22 protein-coding genes and 1 tRNA gene are annotated in these 18527 nt (G+C 47.6%); 12 read left to right on the top strand and 11 right to left on the bottom strand.

Annotation, left to right across the window (positions count from 1 at the left end; all coding sequences use genetic code 11):
• Positions 1-35: 35 nt before the first annotated feature.
• From AB3114_RS04670 to yaaA, 5 genes are all read right to left on the bottom strand, one after another.
• The gene (locus AB3114_RS04670; RefSeq protein ID WP_367342098.1) at positions 36-530 is read right to left on the bottom strand and encodes a shikimate kinase; all 495 of its coding nucleotides are present in this window, start codon (positions 528-530) and stop codon (positions 36-38) included.
• Positions 530-1834: a 3-phosphoshikimate 1-carboxyvinyltransferase gene (aroA, locus tag AB3114_RS04665; RefSeq protein WP_367342097.1), complete on the bottom strand. Its 1305-nt coding sequence runs from the start codon at positions 1832-1834 to the stop codon at positions 530-532. Before aroA ends, AB3114_RS04670 begins: the two co-directional genes overlap by 1 nt.
• A 12-nt stretch (positions 1835-1846) precedes the next feature.
• Positions 1847-3013, bottom strand: coding sequence for a chorismate synthase (gene aroC, locus AB3114_RS04660; protein WP_367342096.1), 1167 nt, complete (start codon positions 3011-3013; stop codon positions 1847-1849).
• Positions 3014-3033: 20 nt separating this feature from the next.
• On the bottom strand, positions 3034-3306 hold the full coding sequence (locus tag AB3114_RS04655; RefSeq protein WP_367342095.1) for a chorismate mutase: 273 nt from the start codon (positions 3304-3306) through the stop codon (positions 3034-3036).
• A 291-nt stretch (positions 3307-3597) separates the two neighbouring features.
• Positions 3598-4356 carry a peroxide stress protein YaaA gene (gene yaaA, locus AB3114_RS04650; protein ID WP_367342094.1) on the bottom strand — a complete coding sequence of 253 codons (759 nt, stop codon included), beginning with the start codon at positions 4354-4356 and terminating at the stop codon, positions 3598-3600.
• 119 nt (positions 4357-4475) lie between these two features.
• Here yaaA and AB3114_RS04645 point away from each other — a divergent pair, with 119 nt between their 5' ends.
• The 4 genes from AB3114_RS04645 (at position 4476) to AB3114_RS04630 (ending at position 8728) form a co-directional block, all read left to right on the top strand.
• Complete coding sequence (locus tag AB3114_RS04645; protein ID WP_367342093.1) at positions 4476-5345, top strand: aldo/keto reductase; 870 nt, start codon at positions 4476-4478, stop codon at positions 5343-5345.
• A gap of 13 nt (positions 5346-5358) precedes the next feature.
• Positions 5359-5883 (top strand): flavodoxin family protein, encoded by a 525-nt coding sequence (locus tag AB3114_RS04640; RefSeq protein ID WP_367342092.1) that lies wholly within the window; start codon positions 5359-5361, stop codon positions 5881-5883.
• Between the two features lie 106 nt (positions 5884-5989).
• Entirely contained in the window at positions 5990-7048 is a 1059-nt protein-coding gene (locus tag AB3114_RS04635) for a D-alanyl-D-alanine carboxypeptidase family protein (protein ID WP_367342091.1), read from the top strand.
• 141 nt (positions 7049-7189) lie between these two features.
• Entirely contained in the window at positions 7190-8728 is a 1539-nt protein-coding gene (locus AB3114_RS04630) for a glutamate--cysteine ligase (RefSeq protein WP_367342090.1), read from the top strand.
• Positions 8729-8782: 54 nt separating this feature from the next.
• On the opposite strand, the gene AB3114_RS04625 is transcribed toward AB3114_RS04630, so the two are convergent.
• Together AB3114_RS04625 and AB3114_RS04620 are read right to left on the bottom strand one after the other, a co-directional pair.
• Complete coding sequence (locus AB3114_RS04625; protein ID WP_367342089.1) at positions 8783-9367, bottom strand: TIGR00730 family Rossman fold protein; 585 nt, start codon at positions 9365-9367, stop codon at positions 8783-8785.
• 154 nt (positions 9368-9521) lie between these two features.
• Positions 9522-9884 carry a DUF4828 domain-containing protein gene (locus tag AB3114_RS04620; RefSeq protein ID WP_367342088.1) on the bottom strand — a complete coding sequence of 121 codons (363 nt, stop codon included), beginning with the start codon at positions 9882-9884 and terminating at the stop codon, positions 9522-9524.
• A gap of 177 nt (positions 9885-10061) precedes the next feature.
• Here AB3114_RS04620 and AB3114_RS04615 point away from each other — a divergent pair, with 177 nt between their 5' ends.
• From AB3114_RS04615 to AB3114_RS04605, 3 genes are all read left to right on the top strand, one after another.
• Positions 10062-11072, top strand: a complete 1011-nt coding sequence (locus AB3114_RS04615; RefSeq protein WP_367342087.1) for a Gfo/Idh/MocA family protein — start codon at positions 10062-10064, stop codon at positions 11070-11072.
• A gap of 16 nt (positions 11073-11088) precedes the next feature.
• On the top strand, positions 11089-12438 hold the full coding sequence (locus AB3114_RS04610) for a DEAD/DEAH box helicase (protein ID WP_367342086.1): 1350 nt from the start codon (positions 11089-11091) through the stop codon (positions 12436-12438).
• A gap of 46 nt (positions 12439-12484) precedes the next feature.
• Positions 12485-12557, top strand: a tRNA-Arg gene (locus AB3114_RS04605).
• Between the two features lie 50 nt (positions 12558-12607).
• Here AB3114_RS04605 and AB3114_RS04600 read toward each other — a convergent pair.
• Positions 12608-13111: a hypothetical protein gene (locus AB3114_RS04600; RefSeq protein WP_367342085.1), complete on the bottom strand. Its 504-nt coding sequence runs from the start codon at positions 13109-13111 to the stop codon at positions 12608-12610.
• Positions 13112-13283: 172 nt separating this feature from the next.
• On the opposite strand from AB3114_RS04600, the gene wecB reads away from it, so the two are divergent.
• The gene (gene wecB / locus AB3114_RS04595; RefSeq protein ID WP_367342084.1) at positions 13284-14408 is read left to right on the top strand and encodes a non-hydrolyzing UDP-N-acetylglucosamine 2-epimerase; all 1125 of its coding nucleotides are present in this window, start codon (positions 13284-13286) and stop codon (positions 14406-14408) included.
• A gap of 74 nt (positions 14409-14482) precedes the next feature.
• Here the strand turns inward: wecB and AB3114_RS04590 are convergent, their stop codons facing one another.
• Together AB3114_RS04590 and AB3114_RS04585 are read right to left on the bottom strand one after the other, a co-directional pair.
• Positions 14483-14926: a GtrA family protein gene (locus AB3114_RS04590; RefSeq protein WP_367342083.1), complete on the bottom strand. Its 444-nt coding sequence runs from the start codon at positions 14924-14926 to the stop codon at positions 14483-14485.
• Positions 14927-14938: 12 nt separating this feature from the next.
• A complete protein-coding gene (locus AB3114_RS04585; RefSeq protein ID WP_367342082.1) occupies positions 14939-15388 on the bottom strand; it encodes a flavodoxin in 450 nt (149 codons plus the stop codon).
• A 108-nt stretch (positions 15389-15496) separates the two neighbouring features.
• Here AB3114_RS04585 and map point away from each other — a divergent pair, with 108 nt between their 5' ends.
• The 3 genes from map to AB3114_RS04570 all read left to right on the top strand — a co-directional run bounded on the left by map (position 15497) and on the right by AB3114_RS04570 (position 17010).
• The gene (gene map / locus AB3114_RS04580) at positions 15497-16333 is read left to right on the top strand and encodes a type I methionyl aminopeptidase (RefSeq protein ID WP_367342081.1); all 837 of its coding nucleotides are present in this window, start codon (positions 15497-15499) and stop codon (positions 16331-16333) included.
• A gap of 147 nt (positions 16334-16480) precedes the next feature.
• Positions 16481-16741 carry a type II toxin-antitoxin system RelB/DinJ family antitoxin gene (locus tag AB3114_RS04575; RefSeq protein ID WP_367342080.1) on the top strand — a complete coding sequence of 87 codons (261 nt, stop codon included), beginning with the start codon at positions 16481-16483 and terminating at the stop codon, positions 16739-16741.
• Positions 16741-17010, top strand: coding sequence for a Txe/YoeB family addiction module toxin (locus AB3114_RS04570; RefSeq protein ID WP_367342118.1), 270 nt, complete (start codon positions 16741-16743; stop codon positions 17008-17010). Before AB3114_RS04575 ends, AB3114_RS04570 begins: the two co-directional genes overlap by 1 nt.
• A 67-nt stretch (positions 17011-17077) precedes the next feature.
• Here the strand turns inward: AB3114_RS04570 and AB3114_RS04565 are convergent, their stop codons facing one another.
• Positions 17078-17254 (bottom strand): hypothetical protein, encoded by a 177-nt coding sequence (locus AB3114_RS04565; protein WP_367342079.1) that lies wholly within the window; start codon positions 17252-17254, stop codon positions 17078-17080.
• Between the two features lie 348 nt (positions 17255-17602).
• Between AB3114_RS04565 and AB3114_RS04560 the strand changes: the two genes are divergently transcribed.
• The gene (locus AB3114_RS04560) at positions 17603-18523 is read left to right on the top strand and encodes a YihY/virulence factor BrkB family protein (protein WP_367342117.1); all 921 of its coding nucleotides are present in this window, start codon (positions 17603-17605) and stop codon (positions 18521-18523) included.
• Positions 18524-18527 lie beyond the last annotated feature (4 nt).

Raw genomic sequence — 18527 nt, 5'->3', positions numbered from 1 at the left:
AGGCATGGTCGCAGCAACGACCATGCCTTTTCTTATTACAATGCCTTTAATATCGTCTGGCAAATCGCATCGACATCTAGTTGATCAGTTGCAATCACTAAATCAGCTACCCGGTGATAGGCCCTAGCGCGCTGTTGCTGCAATTTAGCGATTCCTGTCTCATCCAATTTGTCACCAAGCGGGCGCCCGGATTGTTGGCACAAGCGGTCAGCAATTACTGCTGGTGACGCCTCCAAAAGGACGATGAATGCTGAAGACTTCATCAATATTTCCTGGTTATCTTTTCGTACTGGAGTGCCACCACCGGTTGCTAGGATTCCCGGTTGATTGATGACGTGCTGTAATTCATCGTGCTCCATTGTACGAAATGCATTCTCGCCGTCGTCAGCAAAAATTCGGGGGATGTCTTTGCCGGCAGTTTTCTCGATCACTTCGTCCAAGTCGGTATAAGGGCAGTCTAGCATCTCTGCCAATCGTTGGCCGACTGAACTTTTGCCACTGGCCATGAAGCCAGTTAAAATAACTTTCACTAATGGCCACCTCCTGTTAGGTGCTTCAGATCGTCGAAAAATCCGGGGTAGGAAACACTGATGGCATCAGCGCCTTGCAAGGTTAGTGGGACTGAGCTGGTTAAGGAAGCGATCGCAACCAACATTCCCAAACGGTGGTCACCATAACTAGTAAACACCGGATCCTGGATTTGCCAATCAGGCCGGCCCTTAATCAACCATCCGTCCGGCAATTCTTTGACTTCCACGCCGAACTGCTGAAGCGTCGTGGCAACAGTATGAATGCGGTCAGTTTCCTTGACACGCAGTTCTTGGGCGCCCGTGATTTTGCTGGTGCCGCTAGCTTTAGCAGCGAGCAGTGCAACCAGGGGCAGTTCGTCGACCATCGCTGGAACGTCATCTTCAGTGACGGTAATCGGACGGAGCTGGCTACTGGCAATGTGGATGTCGCCCAGCGGCTCACCGTCGCTAGCTAGCTGCTTGATGTCCATTTGCGCACCCATCTTTTTCAGGACGTCGATGATGCCCGTCCGGGTGGGATTGAGGTTGACTTTGTCCAGGGTGACTGCCGAGTTAGGCGTGATAGCCGCTGCCACCATCCAGAAGGCCGCGCTGGAGATGTCGCCGGGCACAAGAACATGTTGCCCCTCAAGGTTAGGATGGGGGTGGACCGTGATCGTCAGTTGGTCATCAGCCGTTGTGATGTCAGCACCAAATTGGCGCAGCATCAGTTCGGTATGGTTACGCGTGGGTAATTTTTCGCGAATGGTGGAAACACCGTCGGCTTGGAGTGCCGCAAAAATCATGGCGCTCTTGACCTGGGCGCTGGCCACGGCTAACTGGACGTCGGCTGCATGTAAATGGTGCCCCTTCACAGTTGCCGGCAGGGTCCCGCCCTCACTGGTGATAACCTCACCGCCAAAGTGTGTAAGGGGTTCGCTGACCCGTTTCATCGGCCGTTTGTTGAGAGAATCATCACCGCTCAACCGCGTGTCGAAGGGTTGGCCAGCTAAAATGCCCATCATCAAACGGGTGGTGGTGCCGGAGTTGCCCATGTTTAAGGTTGCTGAAGGGGCGTGTAAACCATCGAGCCCCACGCCGTGGACAACAGCGTGATCATCGTCGATAGTAATTGATACGCCGAGTTGTCGAAAGGCTTCAGCAGTAGTGCGGCAGTCCTGGCCCGTCAGAAAGTGGTCGATGGTAGTGATGCCGTGGCTAAGGGCTCCTAACATGATTGCCCGGTGGGAAATGCTTTTATCACCGGGAATCTGGAGGTGACCATGTAAGCCAAGTGGTGCTGATGATAATTTAACTTGTGTCATCGCCATTCCTCCTTAGTAACCACGCAGTTCCTGCCGGTAGTCAGCGAGCTGGTTCTGCAAACGGATGAGGTTGTTGCTGTCGAAGGTATCAGTGATTGCCCGTGCCAGGGTGATGGCAACGACATTTTCGATCACGAGGGAAGCGGGGACGACGGCGCTGGTGTCTGAACGTTCGCGACTAGCCTTTGCCTCCTTGTGGTTTAGGATGTTGACCGTTTCCAGCGGCCGGGTCAGAGTCGGGATTGGCTTAACCGCGGCGTTGACAACAATCGGCATGCCGTTGGTCATCCCGCCTTCAAATCCGCCGAGGTGGTCGGAGGAACGTGAAAACCCGTCGCCATCATCCCAGGTGATCTCGTCCATCACTTGACTGCCAGGCACGCTTGCCACGTCGAAACCGATACCGAAGCTGACGCCCTTCACGGCATTGACGCCCATTACAGCGCCAGCCACTTGGCCGTCAAGTTTAGTGTTCCATTCCGTGTGGCTACCTAGACCAGCTGGTACCCCGTTAGCGACCACCCGGATGATGCCACCGAGGGTGTCGCCTTTTTTCTTGGCCTCATCAATAGCGGCGTGGGCTTTGTCAACCATGGCAGGATCAAAGCAACGCACGTCATTTTGGATCCCCTTGGTTAATTTTTTGACGTTGAGGGGTTCCTGAACGCTTGACTTTGCTGGCCCCAATTGACGGACAAATCCGCACAAACGAATGTCCAGGGCGGCCAACAGCTGTTCGCAGACGTTACCGACAGCTACGCGGATGGCAGTTTCGCGGGCAGAAGAGCGTTCGAGGATGTTGCGCAGGTCGGACTGGCCGTACTTCATGCCACCAACCAGGTCTGCGTGACCCGGTCGGGGATCAGTGAGGGCGCGCTTGGCATCTTCACGTCCGGCTTTGCCAAATGGGTCCATGACGGTCCCCCAGTTAGCATGGTCACGGTTTTGAACCACTAACGTGATCGGTGATCCCAGTGTCTTACCATGACGGACACCGCTTTCGATTTGGACGGTGTCATGTTCAATTTGTTGGCGTAATCCGCGTCCGTAACCGACCTGGCGTTCTGCTAAGGCTGCATTGATTTTGTCGGGGTCGATGGTTAGGCCGGCGGGAATGCCGGTGATGATAGCTGTCAGTTGTGGGCCGTGTGATTCGCCCGCGGTTAAATAATCGATCATTTGAATGCCTGCTTTCTTAATTAATGCTTATTGACTTCTGCTTCGGCTTGACGACTGGCTTTCATGATTTCCTGGAAAATATCTTTCAGGTAGGTGGATGTCGCAGGGTCGCTGCTCTTGGCGCCGAGTTCGTTTAAAATGTCATTTTCACGTTGGCTGTCCTTGATTGCCAAACCATTTTGCTGTTTAATGCGGCCAACTTCTTGAACCAGGTGTAGTCGCTGCATTAAAAGACCAGCCAACTGGTCGTTGAGACCGTTGATTTGCTGCCGGATTGCTATTAATTTATCCATCACTAATCCCTCCTCAAATTAATTATAGACAAAGAAAAGCCAGCCGGGCGGAGATATTCTCCAGGACCACGGCTGGCTATTTATTACGCTATCAGAAACGCATGATCCCGAGATATAGACCGGGAACACACAAATGCACCCGGGCAATTTAAAACGCAAATTGCCCGAAATAATAACTATTATTCAATGGTGCTGTTAGTTTCATGATAACGACCTTCTTTTCAAATTCTCTCTTGATATGTCTATTATTAAACCCCATTAAAGGCTCCTCGTCAAGATCTCATTGAAATTTCATTTTGCTGGGACGTTCCGAATGAAGACCAACTGATCCGCGCTAGAATGCGATGGGGCATAGATAAAACCGTCATCGTGGAACTTTTTGACATCATCCAGCTTGTCGATACCATTTTCAGCGAGAAAACGGACCATCCGACCGCGCGCCATCTTAGCCCGGGTCGTGGCCTGTTTCAGCTTACCATCTTTTAGCTGGTCAAAGACGCAAGTGACGATCCGCTGACCAGCTTGTTGATGATCAAAGACAGCTTTGGAATATTCGTGCGACGCTAGATTCAGGCAGAGTTGGTCGTCCTTTACTAATTGGCGGGCAATGCTGTCGCCCCAAAACTGGTAAAGATTCTTGTAACCATGGACTTGCAGGCGGTCGCCCAACCCTAGGCGGTAAGGCACCACCCCGTCGAAAGGACGGAGGACGCCGTAGAAACCAGAGAGAATTCTCAAGTGCTGGCGAACATAGTTTAAGGCTTTTTCTGAAAAGACGTCAGGAGCCATGTACTGGTATTGCAAACCGGTAAAAGCCAGCAGGGCAGGGGTCAAGTTGCGCTTGAGATCCATTTTAAACAACCAGCGGTAGTTAGGTTCAGCAATTTTAGCAGAGCAGTTCCACCAGACCCGATGAGCTTGATCGTAGGACAGCTGGCGAAAAGCTCTCAAAATCTCTTGGGTGCGGTTTAACATGGCTGGCAATTGTTCGACCGGCAAACTGTCGGTATCGATCGTCATTTTTCTGGCTGGGGCAATAATAATTTGCATCAATAGGGCCTCTTATCCATAGCAATAATGCATGTAATTGAATTTAAAATAACTATTTTACATTGATAGTCTGTTCCAATAAACTAAAAGTAGCAAATCAAGTAAAGGAAGCAGGAACAATGACAATTTTAGCAGAAAACTATCAATTAAATAATGGGGTTGAGATTCCCAAGATGGCGCTGGGCACTTGGTTAATCGATAATGACGATGTCGCTGCAGCTGTCGAAAATGCAATTAAGTTGGGATACCGTCATGTCGACACCGCTCAGGCTTACGGTAACGAACAAGGTGTGGGCAAGGGTATCCGCGAATCTGGGGTTGACCGCGACCAGCTTTTTGTGACGGACAAGGTTGCGGCCGAACTGAAGGACTACGACGGGGTTACTAAGTCGATCGATGAATCCCTGTCAACATTGGGCCTAGATTATGTAGATATGCTGATTATTCACAGTCCACAGCCATGGCGTGAAGTCAACCAGTCAGATGATCGGCACTTCAAAGGTAACCTCGAAGCTTGGCGCGCGATGACTGATGCTATGAAGGAGGGTAAGGTGAAGGCAATCGGTGTCTCCAACTTTAATCAGGATGACCTGCAAAATATTTTGGACAATAGTGATGTCAAGCCGGCTGTTGACCAGATCTTGGCTCACATCGCCAACACGCCACTAGATTTGATTAAGTTCTGTCAGGACAATGATATTCAAGTAGAAGCATATTCACCGGTTGGTCACGGCGCGGTATTGAACCAGGCAGACGTGAAGAAAATCGCTGCTAAGTACCATGTTTCACCAGCGCAATTGTGTTTAAAGTACGACTTACAATTAGGAATGGTCGTTTTGCCAAAGACGGAAAATCCGGCACACATGAAGCAAAACGCCGACCTCGACTTTACCATCAGTGACGAAGATATGAAGACTTTGGAAAACGTTAAGAAGATGACCGATTATGGTCAAGCAAACCTCTTCCCAGTTTACGGAGGTAAGATTTAAGGAGGCTTTTTCAATGAAAAAAGTAGTTATTATTACTGGCACCCCACACCCACATGGCAGCTCCCTCGACCTCGCCGATGCCTTTGAAGATGCATCTAAAAAGGCGGGCAACGATGTTTATCGTTTCGATGCCGGCCTGCGTCAAGACGAAATGAACTTCCTAAAGTTAGACGCCAATGAAACGACAATTCATGACGACGACGTGATCAGTCGTGAAGTGATGCCGAAGATGATCGACGCGGACGTGATGGTGCTGGTGACCTCACTCTATTACTACGGAATCAACGCTGAACTGAAAGCCGTCATCGACCGTTTCTACGAACACAACCATGATTTGAAGGATAAGCAGAGCGCTGTTTTGATTTCTGGCTACGGCGTCGGGGATGCTTACGATTCGATGAAGCTTTACTTCAAACAATTACAAAAGTACATGCGTTGGGAAGATCTGGGGCTGGTCCTCGGCGAAGATTCCTGGAACTCACGCAAGCACGCGGCAGCCATCAAGGAAGCTGCTGAATTGGGCGCCAAGATCAAATAATTCAGCCAACTTAGCAAATAATAACCAATTCGTAAGGGAAACTTAACATCATTATGACAAAGAATTGCTTATAATCTTCTTTAGTACTTAAAGGAGAAATATAAGCGTGCTATTCAAACATTCATTTATTAAAGCGGCCACCGTCATGATGGCCGCCTTATCACTTAGTTCGGTTGTTGCCCCGGCAACGGCTTTAGCTGCTAAAAAGTCCGTCAATACGGTTACGAATACCCAAACGCGGGCAAAGAAGGGTCAGCATGTTCAGGCAAAGGCTGCGGTGACAATCGATGCCAAAACCGGTCAAGTTCTTTATGCACAGAATGCCACCCAGAAGATGCCAATTGCGTCGGTTGTTAAAATTTTGACGCTGGCTGTAATTGAAGAGGACATTAATAAGGGTAAATTGCGGTGGAATACCAAGATCAAGATCTCTAAGCCTATTGGCAAGATCGCCAATGATTGGCATTTCTCGAACGTCGAGTTGGATACGGGACGTTCCTATACTGTTCGGGACCTCGTTAACTCGATGATGATCGTTTCGGCTGATGGCAGTACGGCTGCCTTGGCTATCAAAGATGCCGGTAGCACTGCTGCTTTCAACAAGAAGATGCAACGGGTGGCACGTAAAGCTGGCGTGCGCGATGCTAAGATCTACAACATGATTGGCTTGGACAATGGTTCGATGGGTAAGCTCAAGCTAAAGGGTGTTAAGAGTTCGGCCGAAAACCAGTTCTCTGCTTTGGATGTAGCCAAAATTTCCCGTTATTTGGTTCAACACTACCCGTCAGCTCTGAAGATCACTAGTGGCAACCACGTTAACTTCACTTCTAATGACCACCAGAAATACGACATGCTCAATATCAACTATCTGATTCCTAAATGTGGAATGGAACCAGACTACGGCCAGGTGGATGGTTTGAAGACTGGGAAAACCGATAAGGCTGGCGATTGCTTCTCTGGGACAGGAGTCTTCGGCAAACGGCGTTTAATCTTCGTTGTTTTGAACGTGCCTGGTACCTATAACAATATGTTTACCCAGTCGCTGGCGATGATCAGTGATGTCCTTGGACGGCAGGTGAAACCAAAGACTGATCAAAACAAGAATAAAACTAGTAACTCGCAAAATAATGCCAGTGGTCAGAGTAACCAGGTTACAGCTCATTGATTGTCGATAGTTCTTCACATAAATGACTCATAGCGAGCCATCGACGTTGAATTGGGCTAGGCATTTCAACTAAGAATGGTGTACAATCAGTGTGAATAATGATGTGCGCCACGAAAACGTAGCGCTAGGGAGGCTATGATTATGGCAGACGAGCTGAAAAGACTCAGTGACGCGCTGCGGACACCAGAACTGAACAAACTGATGTACCAGGGACGTTTTGCGGCACGGATGGAGACACACCGGATTTTGACCAACGGGCGTGCCAGCCGCTACCCATACCCTGCTAATTTGAGTTCACGGCGGACTAACCGTTACCTGACGACGGTAATCAGTGACAATATGATGGAACTGAAGAGTTCGCCACAGCAGGGTAGTGAAAACGTGGTGCGGCAACTGGATCTTTTACAGCAGACCCTGTACAGTGAGTTGCAGTCGGATGAACGACTGTGGCCACTGAGCTTGCCACCCGAACCACTTTACGAGCACGATCTGGATTTCTTGAAACATCATTCGACTCGTTACTGGATCAGTGATTATAATTCATACTTGATTAAGAAGTACGGTATTAAGCGGCAAATCATCGCTGGAGTGCGCGTCAACTACAGTTTAGACGAAACCTTGATCCAACGTCTTTACGAACTGGAAGACCATGAAAAGTTCCCGACTTTAGCTGATTTCCGCAACCACCTGTACTTTAAGATGGCCCAATTTTTCTACCTGCACCGTTGGCTCTTTACCTACCTTTATGGTGCGAGTCCAACGAGTCCGAACGTCAAGCATGATATTCCAGACGATATCGATCACCCAATCCGCAGTCTGCGTTGCTCGCAGTATGGTTTCACGAACCGGCCTGATGAGCAGGTAACGTATAACTCGCTGGAAGAACACGTTCATCAGTTAGAGGACATGATCGTTAACGGTACTTATGCCGATTATGATGAATTCTTCGGCCCGGTGCGTCTACACGGGGATGCGGAATTAATGGGCGAAAATGACAACTTGCCGACGATGATCAAGCAAGGTGTTAAATATCTCCAGTTCCGGACCTTTGACCTCGATCCATTCGCTCTTTCCGGAATTAGCGCAGACACCTTAGACTTTCTGGAAATTTTGATGATGTATGGTCTGATGATGCCATTGCCGGATAATTTACCGGATCGCTTGGCTCAAGCCAAAGAACGCAATAATGAAGTTGCTTTGGAAGACCCGTTGGAAGAACCTGATTGGCTGCAGGATGCGGCAGACCATATTCTGACTTGCCTGGAAACTTTCATCAATGACTACCAGGCTCCCCGCAAATACAAGATGGCACTGAAGTTTGTCCGGCGGCGTCTTGATGATCCATCGCTCACGATTGGTGGGCAGGTAGCTTCCCAACTGAAAGAAGACAGTCTTTTATCGTTTGGTCTGAAGATTGCTAACGACCGTTACAGCGATTTCTTAAGGTTAGGACACCCGCTGGCTGAGCAGGATGAGCGTTTCAGCAGTACGGCGCACCGTCTCGTCATGGCCGCTATCAAACTCGGAATTGAGTTCGATGTTGGTGATAAAATCGTCTTGAAAGTCGGCAAACACAAGGAAACATTCGCTCCAGACGTCAAACTGGACATGCCGGAGGGCGCGCGTCAATACGTGATCGACCTCTTCCCAGAAGTAGAAAAAGAATTAAATGCGGAATAAAAAACGACCCTCGTTGCAAGAGATGTAACGGGGGTCTTTTTCATCTTGATAACTTTAATTATGATTGTATTGGCGGTGTGCTGGAGCCTTATAATGTTCCATAAAGCTAATCAGGTCACGGAAGTGGTTGGCAAAATAGATGGCATCTAAGAAACTCTTTTCTGCAAAGCCCTTGTAGTACATCCGCCGCAGCATATTGTGGAGTGGATCATAGAAGCCTTCGTAATTGTAAAAGGTAGCTGGCTTGTGGTTATCACCAATCGTCGTCCAGGAAATAGCCTCGCTGATTTCTTCCAGTGTGCCGTAACCACCTGGCAAGGCGACCATTCCGTCTGCCATATCCATCATCTTTTGCTTACGAATGTCCATATTGGGAACGATTTGCAGGTCGGTCAGTCTTTCGAGTGCCGTTCCCCGATCAGCCAATTCTTTGGTAATAATCCCGTGAACGGTACCGCCATTATCAAGGACCGCGTTAGCAACAGCGCCCATCATGCCATACCGGCCGCCACCATAGACTAACTCGATGTGGTGTTTGGCCATCTGCTTGCCGAAACGTTTGGCTTCCCGGACAAAGTGGGGGTCATTACCACTATTAGCTCCGCAGTATACCGCTATTTTTTGAATAGTTGCTGTCAAAAAAGTTCACGCTCCTTGTTGTGAATCGAAATACCAATAGTTTCAGTATAGCACTCGACTAAGCTTAATAATAAAAAAACGATTGCCCGTTGTGAGCAATCATCTTAATCTGTTTTGCTATGGGATCAGTTCAAGAAAATGTTTGAACTGTCATCTAGTTCATTGGTTTGATGTTGTAAATCTGATCATCGGCTTCGTCGATCAACTCTGCTGGTTGTTTGTTATTAGCTTTGATCGTGATGTGATAGCCAAATTTATCGAGGTAAACTAACTTATCAGCGCCAATGTGTTGAACCGTGGCCGGAATCACCTGGTGATCAATGTCGAGCTTGAGGTCAGGGGTAATGGTGATTAAATGAGAACGGTCACGCTGAACATCATAGTAACGCCATGTGCCGGTGTAAAAAATAGGAAGCGACTGGGCCGGGTGTTTTTTCTTTTGATGACTGAACCCGAATGTACTGCTGAGTCCAGCCATTAAACCCGCGCCGAAAAGTAACGTTCCTTTTTTCTTCATTAAATTAAGTCTCCTTAGTAATTTCATAGTCCCAGTCTTTTTATCATTGCTTTTTCATTTTGCTGCCTCTATTATACACAGCTTTTTATTTTGATTAGATTTCAATTCTGTTAAAACAGTGCGACAATTGTTAAAATTAAAGTAACAGTTTTAACTTGGTACGAAGGAGGTTTTTGGATGCTCAAATTAGGAATTATTGGGACTAACTTTATCACTGACCGGATGCTCAAGGCAGCCGAGGCAAGCGGTGAGTACCAGCTGACCAGTGTCTATTCCCGTCATTTGAGTCGGGCTAAGGATTTTGGCGAGAAGTATGGTGCTACTGAATTTTACGACTCATTAGAGGACTTTTTTGATCAAGGCGACTTTTCTGTCGTTTACATTGCTTCGCCGAACAGCCTACATTATCCGCAGGCCCGGCTGGCCATTGAAAACGACAAAGACGTGATCGTTGAAAAGCCAGCTTTTGTTAATCCCCATGAATACCATGAGATCGATAAGCTATTGGCAAACCACCCCCAGGCACGCTTGGTCGAAGGTGCCCGCCATATCCATACGCCGCTCTTTAAGGCAATGGCTAAGCAAGTGGCCCAGATGAAGCAAGTGCAGGGTGCTACCTTCACGATGATGCAGTATTCGTCGCGCTACGACAAGGTGCTGGAGAATGCTGACCCGATGCCAAATATCTTCACTCTCGAATACGCTGGCGGGGCTTTGCAAGACCTCGGCGTGTACTGTGTTTATGATGCTGTAACTTTATTTGGTATGCCCGATAGCAGCGTCTATTACCCGACCTTGGTCGAGACCGGAGTGGACGGTAAAGGTGTTGCCGTCCTGCAATACCATGACTTCACTGTCGTGTTGAATTTCAGCAAAACAACTAATACGTACATCGGTTCGGAAATTCACGGTCTGCGCGACACGATGTGGCTGGATAATGCTACGGATTTCCACCAAGCCACGTATTTTGATGAAGAGAAAAAGGCTCATGAATTGAAGGCTGAAGTGCACCAAAACCCACTTTATGATGAAATGGTGGACTTTGCCCAGCTCTTCAACCACAAAGATGATCCTGCTGAAATTAAGCAATACGATCGTTGGCACAAGATCAGTCGAAACGTTAACCAGCTGATGTATGATCTGCGTCAGTCTGCAGACTTGGTCTTCCCATCAGACGAAAATTACTAGGGGGCTAGCAAGAGAATTGATTGAACAATTTCAAATTCATTTTGATGAAAAGCATTTTAAAGAGCAAACAGCAATCCAACAGGCAGTTGCTGAGCCGCTGAGTCAGGGTCAATCCGTCCTCAGCATTGCACCGACGGGTTCGGGGAAGACACTGGCTTTTACCTGGCCAGTCCTACCGAACTTATCCGAAGGTGGCGGGGTCCAGATGGTAGTGTTGGAGCCCTCACAAGAACTGGCCATGCAAACTACCCGTGTTTTAAGAGAATGGGCCAGCTACCTTAATCTCCATGTCCAATCGTTGACAGGCGGGGCCAACATTCGCCGGCAAATCTTACGTTTGCGTGAACATGCTGAAATTATCGTCGGGACACCCGGACGTATCCTCGATTTGGCTAATCAGGGGCGGCTCGAACTAAAGACGGTCCGTACCTTGATTATCGACGAAGCCGATGATTTGCTTCAAGACGATACTGAAGCAGTTGTCGAGGACATCGAGCGACGGATCCCGATTGATTCCCAGCTTGGCTTCTTCTCCGCCACCTGGGCGCCAGTTTTCAACCAGCTAGAAGACATGTTTGGTCAGAAGATTCAGCTGTGTGACGTCCGCAAGACCGATAAGAGCCGTGGTGCGGTCCACCATTATTTACTGCGGGCCCGTAATAATCAACAAAAGTCGGAAGTTTTGCGAAAACTGTGTCGGCAGCGCGATTTCCGGGCCTTAGTGTTTATCAACAGTCAGCGGACGATCAGCTACGTGGCTGCCCGGATGCGTCACCAAGGGGTTAAAATTGCTATCCTCGGCGGTAAAGAGCGGGGAACTAAGCGGGCTCAGGCTCTCCGGATGATGCGTAAGCGTCAGATTCAATTATTGCTGACGACTGACGTTGCAGCGCGGGGTCTGGACATCGTCAAGCTACCAGCTGTGATCAACTATGATCTGCCGAAGGAAGCTAACCAGTACGTGCATCGGGCTGGACGAACTGGCCGCCAGGGTGAACCGGGAACTGTCTATAATTTGGGTGATGACCACGATTTTCGTCGTCTTCGCCAATTATTAAAGGACAGCGAATATGACCTGGAGCTTTTGCCAGCCGTCCCGGAAACCAAGCATGACTTGCATTTGGACAACAAAGGGGAGAAGGATACGGCTGCAGCTAACCAGCGTCAACGTCAAGAGCGGAAGGCGGAGAAACAGGCCAACAAGCACTATGGCTTTTGGAGCCGCAAGCTAACCAACAATGGGCCTGCCAAACCCCGACGCCACAAGAAGAATCGTCATCACAAGAACAAAGGTATCCGTTTCAAGCGTCGTAAGCAGGAAGCGGCTGCTGCTAAGAAAGCAGGCAAACAAAATTCTGGTCGATGATTGTTCTTTACAGGGGCCAGCAACGATGAGATAATAACAATGTTGCGGTCCCATAGTATAACTGGATAGTACATCCGCCTCCTAAGCGGTCGATCCCGGTTCGAACCTGGGTGGGACCATCAAAAAAGCTCAGCGTTTTTACAGCGCTGAGCTTTTTAAGTACAAGTGTTTAGTTGTTTGAATGCTGGATCGTTGCACCACTCGGTAGTGGACCTGACCAGTCACTGTATTGACTCTGGCTTTGACCCGGAACAGTTTGCCGGTCCATCCCATCGCTATCAACGTGGTGGGTAACACCTTTAGAGTCGGTCCAAACAGCAGTATCGCCTAATCCCAACTGCTGGCTCTGTTTTTGCTTTGAGCTAGTTTTGGCAGTGGCATTGCTGCTTGAGCTCGTGGATGAATCACTTTCGGAGTCCACGCTGCTAGAGCTGTTGTCATTGCTGTTTGATGATTGGGAACTGTTGTTGCTAGAAGATTTAGAACTAGCACTCTTTGCGTTCTTCTTGTTATTCTTAACTTTGCTTGCTGATTTCTTGTGTTTAACGACCTTGCTGGAAGTGACTTTGCTGCTAGAAGATGTTTTACTTGAAGCGGAATTGCCACATGCTGCCAGCATCAACGAACTCAACAGGGTAATTACAACTAATGGTAATTTACGCTGTAATTTCATTAACGAGTCCTCCTTATATCCTATAATCTAAATTCAACAAGAGCATTATACTACAACCACGGCTACAAAAACATTACAATTACTTGGCAATTTCTAACCTTCTTCGTTATTTAACCTCGATTTGGTCAAAACAACGCGGTAAAATTAACAGTATTATGAGAGGGGGATGACGTTGCCAGTACCATTTAAGATCATGTTTTTCTTGGGCACCCGGGCTGAAGCCATTAAGCTAGCCCCGATTATTTCAGCGATGCGGCGTCATCCTGAAAAATTCCAACCGGTTATCATCGTCAGTTCAACTCATTCGGCATTATTGCAACAAGCCTTGAAATACTTGGATTTGCAACCGGACTTTGATCTGCAGGCACCATCGATGAATCAGGGCGGTGATCTCGAAGCCCTCGGTAACATGATGCATAATTTTAATAACGTTATCAACGCGGCTCAACCCGACATGATGGTGGTCATCGGCGATACGACGATTACGCTAGCTGGGAGTCTCTGCGCTTTTTACCATCATTTGCCGTTAGCCCACGTCGAAGCGGGATTGCGGACCTATGATAAGGAGCACCCGTTTCCTGATGAAATGCAGCGTCAGTTGACGGACGTTTTAGCCGATCTTTATTTTGCGCCGACCCAACATGCCGCCCACAATTTACTTCAGGAACACCACCCATCCGACCGAATCTTCGTAACGGGTAACACCGTGGTGGATTCGGTGCGGCTGAATTTGCGTGATGATTTTCACAGCAAGCTATTGGATCAACTACCGGATGACCAGCGGATAATCCTGTTGACGATGCAGCGTGCAGAAAACCGTGGTGATGCGATGAACCGCGTTTTTCGTACGATGCGTGATATCGTCGAAACTAACCCCGATGTGGCATTAATTTGTCCCCTTTATCCATCAGACGATGTGATGACACAGGCGGACCAGGTCTTTACTGGTTGTGACCGCGTGCACGTCGTTCAACCGATGAATTTAGGGGAGTACCTCAACACGGCCGCAAGATCATACATGCTGGTTACCGATTCAGCTGGGGTTGTTGAGGAAGCACCAGCAATGCACAAGCCAGTGTTATTGTTGCGTGATAAGACGGAGCGCCCGGAAGCCTTAATCGCCGGCTTTGCTAAGATAGTTGGTACTGATCCGACGACGATTCAGCAGGCGGCTTTTGAGTTATTACATAATAAGCGCACTTACAAAAAAATGTCCTCCGCTCCCAATCCGTTTGGGGAAGGCTATGCTGCTGATAAGATTATCAATTTGATTTTAAATTACCTGCAGAATAAATGATGAATGGCAAGTCATCGCATATAAGAAACCCAGCTACATCAAGCTTTTGCCTGATGTGACTGGGTTTGTTTTAGCTATTTTGTTCTTTCGATTATATTTTTGTTGGTCGTAAAGATCAGGAACTTCGAGAAAATGAAGTTGGCGATGATCACGACGACGTTGTCCAGTGTCTTGACGACTAACTGCTGGAGTGGTGAATTGAACTTTAACAGCGTCACGCCGACAAACATGAAAGCCACGTCGATCAGCAGGGTGAGGGCCCGATAGAAATAGAATTTTACAAATTCGATTCCAAAAGCCTTGACGGTCGTGTAGTGTGAACCAAAGACCCAAACTTTATTGGTCAGGTAGGCGACCAATACCGACAGGAACCAGGCAATCACGTTAGCTACCTGGTAGTTCATTTTGACGCCTGAACTCAGCCACTGGAAGACCCCAATATTGACAACAGTGGTGACTACCCCCCAGAAGAGGTAAGCCACCAGCTGCTTATATTTTTTCCACAGTTTAGCGATCACGATACTAACCTACTACTTATTAGCCTTGTCGATCAGTTCTTGAGCAAACTTGTCTAGAGTCTCAATGTCGTCTTTGTCGGGGTTGAGGTTGATGTGAACTGGGCCACCGCCACGGGTAGCGCCAGTTTGGGCAAAGGCGTCGTCAAAGCTGTCAACGGCCTTGCAGTAGTATTCACCGTATGATTTGTCACCAGAACCGGCTACACCGAAGACCTTGCCATCTAACTTTTCTTCCTTCAAATCGTCGAAGAAGTCTAGTCCTTCGTCAGGCAGCGTCCCTTCGCCGTAAGTGTATGGGCAAACGACACAGATGTCGACGTCTTCGAAGTCAGCGGGGTCCGCCATCGTGATTTCTGTTTCTTCAGTATCTACACCCTGTTTTTTGAGGGCTTCAACGATAATGTCAGCCACGTCCTCGTTGTTACCAGTGATCGTGGCGTAAACTACTAATGCACTTGCCATTGTAATGCCTCCCGTTAAGTTTTGCTTGACTCAGTATAGCACATTTCACCGCTGATTGCCGCGGAGTGGTATACTAAAGAAGACTAATAAATAGGGAGTATCTATAGAATGATTAGTTTAAAGTCACCACGTGAAATTGAGGCTATGGAAAAATCCGGCGCTATTTTAGCCGGCATGCACATTGGCCTGCGTCCGATTATCAAACCAGGAATTTCTAGCTGGGAAATCGAAGAATTCGCCCGTGCATACTTCAAGCGTCACCACGCTATTCCTGCCCAAATCGGTTTTGAGGGATACAAGTACGCAACCTGTGTCAGTGTCAACGACGAAATTTGCCACGGCTTCCCGCGCAAGAAGTTGATTCTGAAGGACGGCGACTTGGTTAAGGTTGACACGGTGGTTAACCTCGACGGTGCTTTCTCTGACTCATGCTGGAGCTACGTCGTCGGCACCCCAAGCCCAGAAGTAAAGAAGCTGATGGACGTAACCCACAAGGCTTTGTACATGGGAATCGATCAATGTGTTCCTGGCAACCGGGTTGGTGATATTGGTGCCGTTATTCAGCACTACACCGAAGACGAAAACGGCTATGGCGATGTTCGTGAATTCGTCGGTCACGGGATCCAACCAACGATGCACGAAGACCCAATGATTCCGCACTATGGTAAGCACGGTCAGGGTCTGCGTCTGCGCAAGGGAATGACGATCACCGTTGAACCAATGATCAATACTGGGACCTGGGAAGCAGATACGTCTGATCCTAGTGGTTGGCTGGCTAAGACTGCCGATGGTGGTCTTTCTTGCCAATACGAACACACATTGGTTATCACCGATGATGGTCCAAAGATCTTGACTTCACAAGATCCTGAATACGATGCTAAGTACATGTACGACGACAACTACGCGAAGTACTTGGCAGAGGCAACGGCGGAATTTAAGAAGTAAATTCAATTTAAAATAAGCACCTTACACTGCTTAGATGAATTTGGCAATGCAGGGTGCTTTTGTATTGCTATAAGTCCAAAAAGTGTCATACAATGTCATTAAATGTAAGTCAATATGCACACTATGTAAGACAGGAGGCACGTTATTATGTCTAACGACGCAAAAGTAACAGCTCGGATGGATCCAGAATTAAAACACGAAGCAGAAGATTTGCTTAATGATATGGGGCTTAATTTCTCTGTTTGGATAACATTAGCAACAAAAGCTTTGGTGAATGAAAAGAAAATTCCGTTTGAAGTAAAAGCTAGTCCATTTTACAGTGATGAAAATATGAAGGTGTTGGAAAAAAGATACAACGAATACAAACACAACAAGCATATTTCTAAGCATGATCTTCTGGAGGATTAATCATGATCAAGTGGAATGATGGTGCATGGGCTGAATATGTTGCTTGGCAACAAGAAGACAAGAAAACACTCAAAAGGATTAATAAATTGATTAAATCGATTCAGCGGGAAGGACTTTTTAAAGGTTTGGGAAAGCCAGAACCGTTGGAAGGAAACTTGAGTGGTGCGTGGTCCAGAAGAATTAATCATGTTGATCGATTAGTATATATACCTGAAGCTCATGGCGAGTTTACTATAATTCAATGTAAAGCTCATTATGGTGATCATTAAAACTAATTAGAAATAAATCCCCATTGACTCATGATTGCCAACGGGGATTATTTGCATCATATCTTGATTATTTTTCTTCGCGATGAAATGCGTCAAAAATAAGATAGAACGACACGAGCAATGTAATAAGAATGTTGATGGTCTGGTCATGTAGCAAGAAGCCTAGCCACATGATGATAATTAAACTGATGGCAAAAAATTTGCGCTTGGTTGCTGTTGTTAGTTGATGGTTTGATTTATTCATTGTTGATTTAGAATTTGCAAAGTGGCTGAATTTTCTAAGATCCAGCCATCGTTGTCATTGGAACTTTGTAAATCTTCTTCCTCCCAGCCAGTATTATAACGTGTTCGATCATTTTCGAAAATGAAAAAAGAACCGCTCAGCGTAAAACTTTGGCAGGTTTACTGAGTAGTTCATTTACTAGGTAGTAACAAGCCACCGCCTTTTAAGCGGCTCGTTTTGTTCTGTACACCATTACTATATCATTAGCATTCATATCCAACAACAACCACCACAAAGATCCCTCCACTCCTATTCCCCTCCCGCTTACTTCCTGCTAAAATGTACATATCTATGAGTGAGGTGGAAATGGTGCGACGTGAACCTGGCAAAATCAAACAGTTCTGCGGCTTGTTCATGAAGCATTTCATGATGGCTCAGGTTTCGGCTTCAGCAGCCGTACTGGCGTACTACAGTCTCTTGTCGATTTTTCCGGCGATTATGATTGTGGGCAACTTGATGCCAATGCTGGGACTGGATGCTAATACGGTGACGTCATATCTCCAGACGGCTATTCCCACGTCAATCTACAACTTTATCAAACCGTTTGTCTACGCCTTTTTACGGCGGGGAAGCAGCGGTGCGTTGACAACTGGGCTGTTGATCGCGCTTTTCTCGACGAGTACCGGGATTGCAGCCTTTCAACGAAGCGTTAACCACGCCTACGGGGTCGCCGAAAACCAAAACCCGGTCATCAACCGGGTGGTTTCCTTTGTCTGGATGATCGTCGTAATTGTAATCCTCTTCTCACTGATCCTACTTTATGGGTTAGGGGAACAAGTCCTGAAAGCTTTGCAACCGATCTTTGGCTTCAGTATGCACTACATCCGACTCTTTACATCACTGAAATGGCCGGTCACCTTCGCTGGGCTTTTTATTGCCCTCACGCTTTTATACTATTTCGTGCCCAATGCACGGGTGCACCTGCGCTACGTTATCGTCGGGGCAGTCCTCGTATCACTGACCTGGATGGGACTCTCGCGGATTTTTTCTTATTACACCGTTGTCTTCTCTAATAGCATTACGTCCTACAAAACCATCGGGGCCTTTATTATGCTGATGATTTGGTTGGACGTTTCCGGGATGGTCGTGATGATTGGAGCCGTCATCAATGCCACACTGCAGGATGCCCACGAGGGGGATGCCCAGCAGCGCCGATATATGTGGGAATTAATTCGTGATTGGCGTCAGGAACATGTCGGTCATCTTCCGGGACGCAAACATCAAAAATAAAAAA

Origin of the sequence: Limosilactobacillus sp. (assembly GCF_040772465.1) — a bacterium.
Taxonomy (GTDB): domain Bacteria; phylum Bacillota; class Bacilli; order Lactobacillales; family Lactobacillaceae; genus Limosilactobacillus.
The sequence above is the reverse complement of the archived record's forward strand: the minus strand, read 5'-3'. Positions and strand labels throughout refer to the sequence as shown.

Bases quoted from the DNA above. Each gene is read 5' to 3' on its own strand.
- AB3114_RS04645 (WP_367342093.1), top strand. From the start codon at position 4,476: ATGACAATTTTAGCAGAAAACTATCAATTAAATAATGGGGTTGAGATT.
- yaaA (WP_367342094.1), bottom strand. From the start codon at position 4,356: ATGCAAATTATTATTGCCCCAGCCAGAAAAATGACGATCGATACCGAC.
- AB3114_RS04600 (WP_367342085.1), bottom strand. From the start codon at position 13,111: ATGAAATTACAGCGTAAATTACCATTAGTTGTAATTACCCTGTTGAGT.
- AB3114_RS04655 (WP_367342095.1), bottom strand. From the start codon at position 3,306: ATGGATAAATTAATAGCAATCCGGCAGCAAATCAACGGTCTCAACGAC.
- AB3114_RS04585 (WP_367342082.1), bottom strand. From the start codon at position 15,388: ATGGCAAGTGCATTAGTAGTTTACGCCACGATCACTGGTAACAACGAG.
- AB3114_RS04565 (WP_367342079.1), bottom strand. From the start codon at position 17,254: ATGAATAAATCAAACCATCAACTAACAACAGCAACCAAGCGCAAATTT.
- AB3114_RS04620 (WP_367342088.1), bottom strand. From the start codon at position 9,884: ATGAAGAAAAAAGGAACGTTACTTTTCGGCGCGGGTTTAATGGCTGGA.
- AB3114_RS04615 (WP_367342087.1), top strand. From the start codon at position 10,062: ATGCTCAAATTAGGAATTATTGGGACTAACTTTATCACTGACCGGATG.
- aroC (WP_367342096.1), bottom strand. From the start codon at position 3,013: ATGATCGATTATTTAACCGCGGGCGAATCACACGGCCCACAACTGACA.
- AB3114_RS04575 (WP_367342080.1), top strand. From the start codon at position 16,481: ATGTCTAACGACGCAAAAGTAACAGCTCGGATGGATCCAGAATTAAAA.
- AB3114_RS04640 (WP_367342092.1), top strand. From the start codon at position 5,359: ATGAAAAAAGTAGTTATTATTACTGGCACCCCACACCCACATGGCAGC.
- aroA (WP_367342097.1), bottom strand. From the start codon at position 1,834: ATGACACAAGTTAAATTATCATCAGCACCACTTGGCTTACATGGTCAC.
- map (WP_367342081.1), top strand. From the start codon at position 15,497: ATGATTAGTTTAAAGTCACCACGTGAAATTGAGGCTATGGAAAAATCC.
- AB3114_RS04630 (WP_367342090.1), top strand. From the start codon at position 7,190: ATGGCAGACGAGCTGAAAAGACTCAGTGACGCGCTGCGGACACCAGAA.